Annotated in this window: 8 protein-coding genes and 1 pseudogene; 6 read left to right on the top strand and 3 right to left on the bottom strand. The window is 67.0% G+C overall.

The features are described from left to right. Nucleotides 1–3 precede the first annotated feature (3 nt). Nucleotides 4–2606: pseudogene (locus tag VFY73_RS26275) on the bottom strand (4Fe-4S binding protein). A 50-nt stretch (nucleotides 2607–2656) separates the two neighbouring features. Continuing rightward, nucleotides 2657–4594, bottom strand: a complete 1938-nt coding sequence (gene nosZ / locus VFY73_RS26280; protein WP_329724461.1) for a TAT-dependent nitrous-oxide reductase — start codon at nucleotides 4592–4594, stop codon at nucleotides 2657–2659. A 187-nt stretch (nucleotides 4595–4781) separates the two neighbouring features. On the opposite strand from nosZ, the gene VFY73_RS26285 reads away from it, so the two are divergent. Both VFY73_RS26285 and VFY73_RS26290 read left to right on the top strand, forming a co-directional pair. Continuing rightward, on the top strand, nucleotides 4782–5174 hold the full coding sequence (locus VFY73_RS26285) for a c-type cytochrome (RefSeq protein ID WP_329724463.1): 393 nt from the start codon (nucleotides 4782–4784) through the stop codon (nucleotides 5172–5174). A gap of 22 nt (nucleotides 5175–5196) precedes the next feature. Next, the gene (locus VFY73_RS26290; protein ID WP_329724465.1) at nucleotides 5197–6249 is read left to right on the top strand and encodes an FAD:protein FMN transferase; all 1053 of its coding nucleotides are present in this window, start codon (nucleotides 5197–5199) and stop codon (nucleotides 6247–6249) included. A 12-nt stretch (nucleotides 6250–6261) separates the two neighbouring features. On the opposite strand, the gene VFY73_RS26295 is transcribed toward VFY73_RS26290, so the two are convergent. Further along, nucleotides 6262–6483, bottom strand: a complete 222-nt coding sequence (locus tag VFY73_RS26295; RefSeq protein ID WP_329724467.1) for a hypothetical protein — start codon at nucleotides 6481–6483, stop codon at nucleotides 6262–6264. Nucleotides 6484–6751: 268 nt separating this feature from the next. Here VFY73_RS26295 and VFY73_RS26300 point away from each other — a divergent pair, with 268 nt between their 5' ends. The 4 genes from VFY73_RS26300 (at nucleotide 6752) to VFY73_RS26315 (ending at nucleotide 11712) form a co-directional block, all read left to right on the top strand. After that, nucleotides 6752–7489, top strand: a complete 738-nt coding sequence (locus VFY73_RS26300) for a Crp/Fnr family transcriptional regulator (RefSeq protein ID WP_329724469.1) — start codon at nucleotides 6752–6754, stop codon at nucleotides 7487–7489. Nucleotides 7490–7566: 77 nt separating this feature from the next. Further along, on the top strand, nucleotides 7567–9453 hold the full coding sequence (locus VFY73_RS26305) for a type IV pili methyl-accepting chemotaxis transducer N-terminal domain-containing protein (protein ID WP_329724471.1): 1887 nt from the start codon (nucleotides 7567–7569) through the stop codon (nucleotides 9451–9453). Continuing rightward, complete coding sequence (locus tag VFY73_RS26310; RefSeq protein ID WP_329724472.1) at nucleotides 9422–10096, top strand: response regulator; 675 nt, start codon at nucleotides 9422–9424, stop codon at nucleotides 10094–10096. Before VFY73_RS26305 ends, VFY73_RS26310 begins: the two co-directional genes overlap by 32 nt. A 356-nt stretch (nucleotides 10097–10452) precedes the next feature. Then, on the top strand, nucleotides 10453–11712 hold the full coding sequence (locus VFY73_RS26315) for a nitrate/nitrite transporter (RefSeq protein WP_329724474.1): 1260 nt from the start codon (nucleotides 10453–10455) through the stop codon (nucleotides 11710–11712). Nucleotides 11713–11719: the final 7 nt, after the last annotated feature.

The following is an 11719-nucleotide window of genomic DNA, read 5'->3' on the forward strand; positions in this document are numbered from 1 at the left end:
CCCTCATTCGGCCAGCCAGCCCAGGGCCTTGAGCATCAGGAACAACGCCGCGCCGATCAGCAGGTTCTTGAAGCCGACGTAGCACAGCATGTCCATCACGCTGGCCACGCGGTAGCGCCTGCCCCACCAGGGCCCGTCTTTCACGTAGCGCTTGGCACCCAGGCGGATGATCACCTCGTAAAGGCTCCAGCCGAACCACCAGCCGATCACGGCGCCGGCGCGCAGCTCGCCCAAAGCCGCCAGGCCCCAGACGATCGTCGCGGCCAGCGCCAGCGAGACACCGGCGGCCTGCAATGCACGGCTGGGTTGTGGCGCGCCACGACGCCAGGGCCAGACATGGTCCCAGGCTTCGGCGCAGAGCCAGCCGCAGACGCCGGGTTGGCCCGCGGCGTAAGAAGGCTCGACGGGGTCGGTGGGCATGCGTGGGTCGACCATGATGTTCAGGGCTTGTCGGCCGGAACGGGGTGGATCGGGATGAAGTAGCCGTCGCGGCCGATGGGCGTCAGCGGCAGGCCCTGGCGCTCGCGCTGCTTGCGCTCCTTGGCCAGCGGCGGGCAGGCGTGGGTGTCGGTGTAGAGGATCATGCAGTCCAGGCAATGCAGGCATTCACGGTGGTCGATGCGGCCATCGGCATCGATCGCGAGCGAGCCGCAGCCGACCGCGCAGGCCTTGCAGGTGCTGCATTCCTGCTTGCGCCGCAACCCGAACCAGCGGAAGGTCGACGGCATCGCCAGCGATGCGCCGAGCGGGCACAGGTATTTGCAGAACGGCCGCTCGACGAAGATCGACAGACCCAGCAACCAGCCGGCGAACAGCGTGTAGGGCCACGAGCGTTCGAACCAGCCGACCAGGAAGGTGGTCTTGAACGGCTCCACCTCGGCCAGCATCTCGGCCCACCCCATCGAGAACATCGACACCACCAGCAGGCCGAAGAACACGCCGTACTTGATCCACTTCAGCTTGTCGTGCAGCGCCTTCGGCAACGCGCGCTGGAAGCGCTTCAGGCCGACCCACCCGCCGATCTTGAACAGCAGCTCCGACAACGAGCCGAACGGGCACAGCCAGCCGCAGAACAGGCCGCGGCCCCAGACGAAGACCGTGATCGCGATGAAGACCCAGAACAGGAACACGAACGGGTCGCTGAGGAACAGCTCCCAGGTCCAGTGGAACAGCAGCGCGTGGAACCAGGTCAGCACCTGGGTGATCGACGGTTGGGCCATCAGCCCGAAGCCGACGAAGCCGATGCTGAGCAGCCAGGCCGAATACTTGAACGCATTGACCGGCCACTTGTTCTTGCGCGTCGAGCGCCGGGTGAGTTGCTCGCGCAGCGCATAGACCACCGCCACGCCGACCAGGAGCATGACGAACAGCACGATCTCGACGACGCGTGCCTTCCACACCTTCAACCAGGCCGCGTCGGGCTTCTCGATCACCGGGCGGCCGCCTTCCAGCGTGGCGGCCGGCAGCCAGTATTCGGCGTCGAAGTTGGCGAAGCTGCGCGTGCCGGTGGCGCGATCCACCCGGTTGCCCAGCAAGCTCAGCTTCCATGGGAACGCGGCCGAGAATGCCGGCGAGCGGACGATGAAGATCGCCGATTCGTTGAAGGCCGGTGCGCCGGCTGCTTCCAGGCCGTAGAGGTTCAGGTAGTCGAGGTCGCGGAAAGTGAAAGTGTCCAGCCCCTGGCGCAGCTGCACGCGGTCGTAGATGCCGCCGCGCACGAAGCCTGAGCCCTTGAATGATTCGGCGCCCTGGGTGCGGATGACGAACAGCGCATGCTCGCCCGGCTTCAGTTGCGCCATCAGGCCGTTCCAACCGGCCTCGCCGAGCAGCGAACGGCCGATGTCGGGCTGGTTGAGGTAGCCGAACCACAGCTCGATGAACGGCGTGCCGGAACGGTCCAACCCGACCTGTTCGGGCTGCACGACCAGGCGTTGCACGCTGCCTTCCTTGACCAGCGTGGCCCAGTCGGCCGTCTGGCCCGTGCGGATGAACTTCGCTTGCGGGCGGATCGTCGGCGCGAGGATGCCGGTCTGGCGCGCCACCGCGCCGCCCGAGGTCATCATCACCTGGTTCTGCGCGATCACCGTCACGGTCGCGCCGGAGATCGCATCGAGGCCGATGATCCCCTCGTCGGGCCGCGAATGGCCGATCTCGATCTTGTCGCCGACGAACTTTCCCAGGTACTGGTCGTTGAACTTCGTCAGCGCGGTTTCCGGAATGCCCAGCAGCAGGATCGGCTCGGAGTGCTTGAGCACCTTGACGCCGACGAAGCGGCCTTTCAAATCCATGCCGATCAGCGTCACCACCGGCTTGCCGGAATAGGCCGGCGTGTCGGTGATGTCGGTCGACAGCATCACGTAGCCGAGCAGCTTGGGTTTGCCTTGCTCGTCGGCATACGCTTCAACATATGGGGGTTGGCCCTTGCGCTCGGAAAACGAGGTCGCGCCAGGGAACACGTCGGCGCACGGCGCGAAGTCGCACAGCTTCTTCGCGCTGTGAATCTCGGTCGGCAGCGCAGCTTCGTAGGCGGTGGCCCAGAGCGACGGCGATGCAAGCAATGCAGCGGCCGCCACGCACAGGCGCAGCACAAGGGCGAACAGGTTCATGGTGTGGTTCTCACCCGCGCGCCGCGCCGGGCGCGACGCGCGGATGGAAGTCAGGCCTCGACGATCATGCGGCTGCGCATCTCGAGGTGGAGCGCGTGGCAGAAGTGGGTGCAGTAGGCCCAGAACACACCCGGCTTGTCGGCGATGAAGGTCACCGACTTCGTCTCTTGCGGGTTGACGATGAAGTTGACGTTGTACTTCGGGATCGCGAAGCCGTGCGTCAGGTCTTCCACCTTGTCCAGGTTCGTCAGGATCAGCGTGACCTCGTCGCCCTTCTTCACCGTGAACTCGCGCATGCTGAACGCCGGAGCCTGCGAGGTCAGCTTGACGGTGACCTTGCGCCCGTTGCGCACGACGCCGCTTTCCTTCGGGTCCTTGATCGCGTTCGGGAAGTCGTCGAGCGCATAGACCTGCTTCGGGTGCAAGAGCTCGCGCTTGAAGATGATGAAGTCGTGCGGCTCGCCACGCACCGGATGATCCGCCATCAACACCATCTTCTCGCCCGAGATGTCGATCAGCTGTTCGTTTTCCGGGTGCAGCGGGCCGACGGGCAGGAAGCGGTCTTTCGAGAACTTGCAGCCCACGCACAACCACTTGCCGTCGGCCGCAATGGTCTCCGACTGCGATGCATTGACGTGGCCCGGCTGGTACTGCAGGTCGAGCCGGTCGACCACGTACTTGGCGTTCTTGTCGCCAGCGTGGAACTTGATCGCCGCCTCGACGTTCCACTTGACCACCGCGCTGTCGAGGAACAGCGTGGTGTAGGCGTTGCCACGGCCGTCGAAGGCCGTGTGTAGCGGGCCCAGGCCGACTTCGACTTCGGCGACGATGGCCTGGTCGAGCTTCTCGAGCTTGCCGTCGAACCAATCGAGCACCTTGTTCAGCTCGATCACCGTGCAGGTGGGCGACAGCTTGCCGGCGCAGATGAAGTACTTGCCGTCCGGGCTGGCGTTCACGCCGTGCGGATTCTTGGGCACGCTCACATAGGCGGTCAGCGCAGTCTTCGCGTCGGCATTGGAAGCGCGGGTGCCATCGACCACCGGCACCTTCGAGTCGCCGTAGGTCTTGAACTTGCCGGCCTTCACCGCCGCCTCGATGCGCGCGACGTTGAAGAACAGGCAGGCGTCGCGCTCGGCGGACATCATGTCCTCGTACTTCGCGCCGTTCTCGACGTTGTACTGGTTGGTTGCCGCCAGCTTGCCGTCGTAAGAGGTCGCAGTCAGGTCGCAGTTGCCGTCGATCAGCACCTGCCAGCGCACTTCCATCGATTCGGCATCGACGCAGCTGAACAGCGTGCGGTACTTGTCGATCTTGTCGATGTCGCCGCCGTTGTTGGGCAACGGGATGTGGAACTCGGCGCCGCAGAACACACGCGTCGTGTAGTTGATCGCCGGGTCGACCGGGTCTCGCTTGTCGGGGAAGATGCCGTGGAAGCCCTGCACGTTGGGCAGCTCGGTGATCTTGTCGCAAACGAAATAGTCGAGTCGGATGCGCGCGATGCGGCTGTTGATCTTGTCGTTGATCCAGGCGTAGCGGCCGTCGTAGTTGCCGTCCTTGTACGAGGCGTGCGTATGGTGCGTGTCGGCCACCGTGTAGCGCAGGCTGCCGTCGGCCTTGCGGCCCATCACGTCTTTCGATTCGTTGGTCACGCCCCAGCCCACCAGGGCATCCGGCACGAAGCACGGGATGCGGGTGAGTTCGCGACCGGATGGCAGGCCCAGCACGCGCATGTCGCCGGTGTGGCCACCACTCCACAGGCCGTAGTAGGTGTCCAGCTCACCCGGCTTCAGGTGCACCGAGCTGCCGCCTTGGGCGTGAGCGGTCGCGCTGCCGCTCGCGGCACTCGCACCCGCCACGGCGGTGGCCGGCTTTTCGGAGCAGGCGGCCATGCCCACGCCCGCCAGGCCCGCAGCGGCGGCGGAGTTCAGGAATCGGCGACGCCCCATACCGGTGTCGGGATCGGACGTTTTGTTCAGGCCTTCTTTCATGGAGGGTTCCTCGATCGGTTCAGTCACTACGAGACGTTGTGCACGCAAGCCGCGTGGGCCGCTGTGCACCTTCTTTGGCTGGCCGAATGATCGATGTGTGTTCGCAAGAAGGGCTTGCGCTGCGTCAAGCAAAAGGTGCATTGCAAAGGGTCCAATTGGCGCACTCCCTACCTGATCCAACGTCGCCATGAAATACCTCACCCTCACATCGACCCTGTGTGCCACGGCCCTGCTCTTTGCATGCAGCAAGCAAGACGCTCCGGCGCCTGCGCCGACGCCGCAAGTGGCCGCCACGCCCGCCCCCGTCGCAGCCCCGGCGGCAGACAACGCAGCGGGAAAATCCGTCTTCAACAAGACCTGCGCCATGTGCCACGCGGCCGGCGTGGCCGGTGCGCCGAAGCCGGGTGACAAGGCCGACTGGGCCCCGCGCATCGCGCAAGGCAACGACGTGCTGTACAAGCACGCGCTCGAAGGTTTCACCGGCAGCAAGGGCCAGATGCCGGCCCGCGGCGGCAACGTCGCGTTGCCCGATGCGGATGTCAAGCTGGCTGTCGACTACATGGTCGACACCTCGCGCTAGAACGTCCGCGCTGGTGCACATCATGAACGGAGCCTCTCGCCATCAGGCCACCAACCGCGTCGACGCGGGCCGGCGGCGCCTCGTCCAGGCGGCCGCGTTGGGTGCCTGCCTTACCGCCTGGCCGGTGGCACACGCCGCGTCCGGCGGCCCGGTACGCCTTCGCGACTCGCGCCTGCTGATGGGCACCCAGGTGGACATCGCCGCCGAGTCGCAGGAGGCGGCGCTGCTGAGGCCGGCGCTGGACGCCGCCTTCGATCGCATGGACCGCCTGAGTTCGGTCATGAGCCACTACGAGCCCACCAGCCGCGTGGCGGCCATCGGCCTGGCGGCGGGCTTGATGCCGGTGCCCGTGCCGCCGGAGCTGATGCAGGTGCTGCAGATGGCGCAGGCCATCTCCCGGCGCAGCGACGGGGCCTTCGACGTCACCATCGGATCGGTGGGGCATTGGCACTTCGATCCGCAGAACCCGCACATGCCGACGCCGGCCTACATCGCCCGGCACTTGCCGAACGTGGACTACCGCCGCCTCGTGCTCGATGCCCGTGCCGGCACGGCCCAGCTGACCCGCCCCGGCATGCGTGTCGACGCCGGCGGCATTGCCAAGCTGTACATCCTGGCGGCCGGCATCGACACGCTGAAACAGCACGGGCTGGACACCGCGCTGATCAACGGGGGCGGCGACGTGGTGGCCATCAGCCGCCCCGCGGCGTTGCCCTGGCGGGTCGGCATTCGCGATCCGCGTGCACCGGCGAAGTTGCTGGGCACACTCGACCTGCGGCACGGCTTCGTCGCCTCGTCAGGTGACTACGAGCGCTGCTTCGTTCGCGACGGCCGGCACTATCACCACGTGCTCGATCCGAAGACCGGCTATCCCGCCAACGGCCCGCGCGGCGTGACACTGGTGGGCGGCGAACTTGCCGCGCTGAACGGGCTTGGCGCGGCTGCGATGGTGCTCGGCACCGACCAGGGCCGCGAGCTGATTCGCCACACGGCGGGCGTTGAAGGCCTGATCGCCGGCCGCGACGGCGACATGTGGATCACGCCATCCCTGCGCAGCCGCTTGATGGCTGCGTAGCCGGCATCCGGCTCAATGCATGACCGGTTCGACCGCCGGCGTGCTGAAGTCGCGTCCGATCAGCGTGCGCGCGAACAGGTAGTTGTTCAGCGCCCTCGGGCTGAGCGCGCTCAGATCGACGTGGCCCTCGGCATCGCACGGGAAGGCGAAACCGCGGCCTTCATCGAACAGCGAGCGAAAGCGCAACAGATGATCGGCGCCAGTTTGCGAAGGAGTGGCTTGACAGGCGTTCATCGTGTTCCCCTTGTCGGAAGGTGGTGTCGATGTGGCCAATGTGCAAGGCCACTGACAACGCCGGACCAACGCCGCGCAACGGAAGGCAACGTCGTGTGAACCATGGGTGGCCGTGGCGTAAACGATTCCGGCCAACCGCCGCAAGGTCGGGCACGCGAGACGACTGATTTCGATCAATCCCAGCCTCGATCGACCCTTGACCAAGCTCAAAACCTCGCCTGCCTCGGGCATGGACAGTGGGTTGACCGCAACGTCAGCACCGACCGCCATGGACATCGCCCTCACCCTTCGCACGCCGTCCGGCCTGGCGCCGAGCGCCGCCGGTACGGAGATCGACGCCCTCGCGACCCTCTTGCAGCAGGCCTGCCTGCCCACGCCACCATCGCCGGCCGATGCACGTGCCCTGGCGGTGCTGGGTCAGGGGCACTGGGTGGCGGCCGGGCGCAGCCCCTTCGACGAGAAGGCGCCCAGCCATGCGATGTGGTTGGTCGCCCGCGGCTGCATGACGATGGGCGGCGTCGGCGGCGAAGGGCATCGGCAGCCTCTGCGCTCATTCCAGCACGGCCAGTGGCTGGACGTGGCGAACGCCTGGCTGGGCCTGGCCATCGTCGAGCGGTGCGTGGCTGATGTCGACAGCATGCTGTATGCCTTCCCGATTGCCGAGGTCGAGGCGCTGTGCCGGCGCCGGCCGTCGGTGGCCCGGGTGCTGCTGAGCCTGTTGGCCCGCCATGTGCGCGAGTCGGCCCAGAATGCACAGCAGTTGCTGACCAAGGACGCGCTCGCCCGCTGCGCCACTTGGCTGCTCGACGCACTGCCCGCCACGGCCGACGGCACCACGGTCGTGCTGGCCCAGCGCAAGAGCACGGTGGCCTCGCAGATCGGCACTTCGCCGGAGACTTTCTCGCGCACCCTGCGCCGCCTGCGTGAGATGGGCGCGATCGACGTCAAGGGCGCGCGCATCTTCGTCCGCGACGCGACCACGCTGCACCGGCTCGCCATGCCGTAGCGCCGCTTCGGCATGGGTGAGGCGTCTTCTTGACCGCCGTCAAGCCGCCACGGGAGTCCCCCGCCTAGAGTGACAGCATGCGGCCCCGTCAGACCCTTGCCTTCAAGCTGGTGGCCACCGGTGCGTCGTTCCTGCTCGTGGCCCTGGCATCGATCGCGCTGACGCTGTGGGTGACCTGGCAGCTCGAAGGCGGTGCGGCCGCCGTCAACGAAGCGGGCCGCTTGCGCATGATGAGCTACCGCCTGGCGTTGCGCGCCGACAGCGGCACGACGCAGGCACTCGCCACGCCGGTGCAACAGATGGACGCCACGCTGGACCTGCTGCGCAGCGGCGACCCGTCGCGGCCCCTGTTCATCCCCTGGAGCGAAGAGGCCCACGCGGCCTACGAGGACGTGCGTCAGGCTTGGTCGGCACTGCGTGGGCGCTGGCTGGCCGGCGCGCAGGTTCCCATCCCGGATGTCGACGACCTGGTCGAGCGCGTCGACCATTTCGTGTCGACGATCGAGCAGCGCATGTCGTACTGGACTGCGCTGCTGCGCGGCGTCCAGATGGCGATGGTCGTGCTCGCGGTCACCAGCGCGGTGCTGCTGCTGTATGCCAGTCACCTGATGGTGCTGGACCCACTGCGCCGGCTGGGTGACGGCCTGGCTGCCATCCATGCCGGCGACTTCGGTGCCCGCGTGGAGATCGACGCGGCCGACGAGTTCCGCCAGCTTGCCACTGGCTTCAACACCATGGCCGAACGCCTGGCGACGCTGTACCGCGATCTCGAGCACAAGGTTGAAGAGAAGACCGCCAGGCTCGAAGTCGAACATGCCCGGTTGCGCTCGCTGTACGAGGTGAGCGAGCTGGTCGCCCGCGCCGACACGCTGGACGAGCTGGCCCGTGACTTCGCCGGCCATGTACGCCGCGTCGCCGGCGCCGACGCCGTGGCGGTGCGCTGGTCGGACGAATCGAACCGGCGCTACCTCTTGCTGGCCCAACAGGGGCTGCCGCCCACGCTGGCCGCGCAGGGCCGCTGCCTGCCGACCGGCAACTGTCACTGCGGCCAACCGGCAGCCACCGCGCAAACCCGGGTCGTGATGGGGCAGGCGCTGGCCGATGGTGCCGGGCACTGCAGCCGTGCCGGCTTCGAAACGCTGCTGACCGTGCCGGTGCGACTGCACCAACGCGTGCTTGGCGAAGTGGACTTGTTCTTTCGCGGCGCCCATGTGGCTGACGCCGACGAGCATGCCTTGATCGAGACCTTGGCCGGGCATCTGGCCGGTGGCATCGAGAGCCTGCGCGTCGCCGCCGCCGAGCGAGAGACCGCCGTCGCCGCCGAACGCACGCTGATCGCGCAGGAGTTGCACGACTCCATCGCCCAGTCGCTGGCCTTTCTGAAGATCCAGGTCGGCCTGCTGCGCGAGGCTCTTCGGCGCGGCGACATGGCCGCGACCCAGGCCACGCTCGGCGAGATCGACACCGGCGTGCGCGAGAGCTATGGCGATGTCCGTGAACTGCTGTTGCACTTCCGCACCCGCACCAACAGCGAAGACATCGAGCCCGCGCTGCGCAGCACGGTGCAGAAGTTCGAACATCAAACGGGCCTGCCGGTGCGGCTGGACATCCAGGGCCATGGCTTGCCGTTGCCGGCCGATCAGCAGGTGCAGGTGCTGCATGTGCTGCAGGAGGCCCTGTCGAACGTGCGCAAACATGCCGGCGCCAGCGAGGTACGGCTGACGGTGCGGCAAACCCCGCAGTGGCGCTTCGAGGTTGCCGACGACGGCCGCGGCTTCGATCCTTCCGCGCAGCCCGGCGAAAGCCACGTGGGGCTGCGCATCATGCAGGAACGGGCCGCCGGCATCGGCGCGGAAGTCAGCGTGAAGTCGTCCCTCGGCGGTGGCACGGTGGTGACGCTGTGCCTGCCCGATCGCACCGAAAAGGAACCCCATGAGCACGCCCATTCGCTTGCTGGTCGTTGACGACCACACCTTGTTCCGGCGCGGCCTGATCGCGCTGTTGGGCCAGTACCCGCAGGTCCAGGTGGTGGGCGAGGCTGGTGACGCCGGTGAGGCCAAGCGCGCGGCCGCGGCACTGCAGCCCGATCTCGTGCTGCTGGACAACCACCTGCCGGGCGTGCGGGGGATCGATGTGGTGCAGGAACTCAGGGCCACTTCGCCCGGTTCGCGGGTCCTGATGCTCACCGTGAGCGAAGACGAGAACGACCTGTCCACCGCCTTGAAGAATGGCGCGCAGGGCTATGTGCTGAAGACGATCGATGGCCCCGCCCTGCTCGATGCCATCGTGCGCTGCTCGCGGGGCGACACCGTGGTCAGCCCGGAGTTGACCGGCAAGCTGGTGACCGCCTTGTGCGACGCAGGCAAGGGCCGCGGCAGCGGCACCGTGGACATCGGTGCGCCCCCCGAGCGGCCGGGCCTGTCGCCGCGCGAGCGAGAGATCGTGCGCCACATCGCCCGCGGCGCCAGCAACAAGGAAATTGCGCGTGCGCTGGACATCGCCGAAACGACGGTGAAGATCCACGTGCAGCACATCCTGCGCAAGCTGGGCCTCAGCTCGCGCGTGCAGGCCGCCGTCTACGCGACCGAGCATCTCGGCACCGAATAGCGCGCCCCCTTTTCGACGCGGCCCGGAGGCCGTGGACGTGCGAGGTTGGCGCCCGGCCGCTGTCGCTCTCGCAGCGGCCCTGATACGCGGCATTCACACAGTGTCACCCGTCGTCACCGTCGGTTCGCCGCCGGTTGCCGGCGAGCACCGATGCTGCCCGCCAGGCCCGCCGGCATCGTCCATTCGAACGATGCCGCGCTGGATCCGCATCGTTCTTCTGCCGTGCGCACGGCGTTCCACGGAAGGATGTTCGCGGCCCGGCACTGCGCCGAAAGTTCAGTACAGGAAAAAGGAGTTGTGCCATGGCCATAGCCGCCACACGTGCCACACAGTCGTCCCCGCCGAATGCCACTGCAATGCAGCCCAACCGCAGCCGTCAGGCGCTGTCAGTGCTGATCGTCAGCACGCTCGCGTTCACCGTCTGCTTCATGGTCTGGATGATGTTCGGCGTGGTCGGCATCCCGATCAAGAAGGCGCTGAATCTCAACGCCACCGAGTTCGGCCTGCTGACGGCGATGCCGGTGCTTTCCGGGTCACTGGTGCGTGTGCCGCTGGGCATCTGGACCGATCGCTTCGGCGGCCGCATCGTGATGGCGCTGCTGATGGCGTTGACGGTGCCGGCGATCTGGCTGATGTCCTATGCCACTGCCTATTGGCACTTCCTCGTCATCGGCCTGTTCGTCGGCCTGGCCGGTGGCTCGTTCTCGGTCGGCACGCCGTACGTGGCGCGCTGGTTCCCGAAGGCGCGGCAAGGCTTCGCTATGGGCGTCTACGGCGCCGGCAACTCGGGCGCCGCGGTCAACAAGTTCGTCGCCCCGGCACTGGTCGTCGCCTTCGGCTGGACGATGGTGCCGCAGGTGTACGCCGCGGTGATGCTGGGCACCGTCGTGCTGTTCTGGATGTTCAGCCACAGCGACCCGCAGCACCTGGTGCCGAACAACGTCAGCTTCGTCGACCAGTTGAAGGCGCTGAAGGACCCGAAGGTGCTGAAGTACTGCCAGTACTACAGCATCGTTTTCGGCGGCTACGTCGGCCTGTCGCTGTGGATGGTGCAGTACTACGTCGGTGAATACGGGCTCGACATCCGAATCGCGGCGCTGCTGGCCGCCTGCTTCTCGCTGCCCGGCGGCGTGCTGCGCGCGATCGGCGGCTGGCTGTCGGACAAGTACGGCGCGCACAGCGTCACCTGGTGGGTCATGTGGGTCAGCTGGATCTGCCTGTTCCTGCTGAGCTACCCGCAGACCGATTTCACGATCTTCACCGTCAACGGCCCACAGACCTTCCACATCGGCCTGAACGTCTACACCTTCACCGCGCTGATGGCCGTGCTGGGCGTGGCCTGGGCCTTCGGCAAGGCCAGCGTCTTCAAGTACATCAGCGACGACTACCCGAAGAACATCGGCGCCATCAGCGGCATCGTCGGCCTGGCCGGCGGCCTGGGCGGCTTCGTGCTGCCGATCCTGTTCGGCGCCCTGCTCGACCTGACCGGCGTGCGCTCGTCGGCCTTCATGCTGCTGTACGGCGTGGTCTGGGTCTCGCTGATCTGGATGTACTTCACCGAAGTTCGCCGCACCACGCTGATGGGCTCCCCTGCGGCTGACGCCTCGGCGGCCTGATCCCCCA

It is taken from the genome of Ideonella sp. (genome assembly GCF_036277275.1).
Lineage (GTDB): Bacteria > Pseudomonadota > Gammaproteobacteria > Burkholderiales > Burkholderiaceae_C > Ideonella.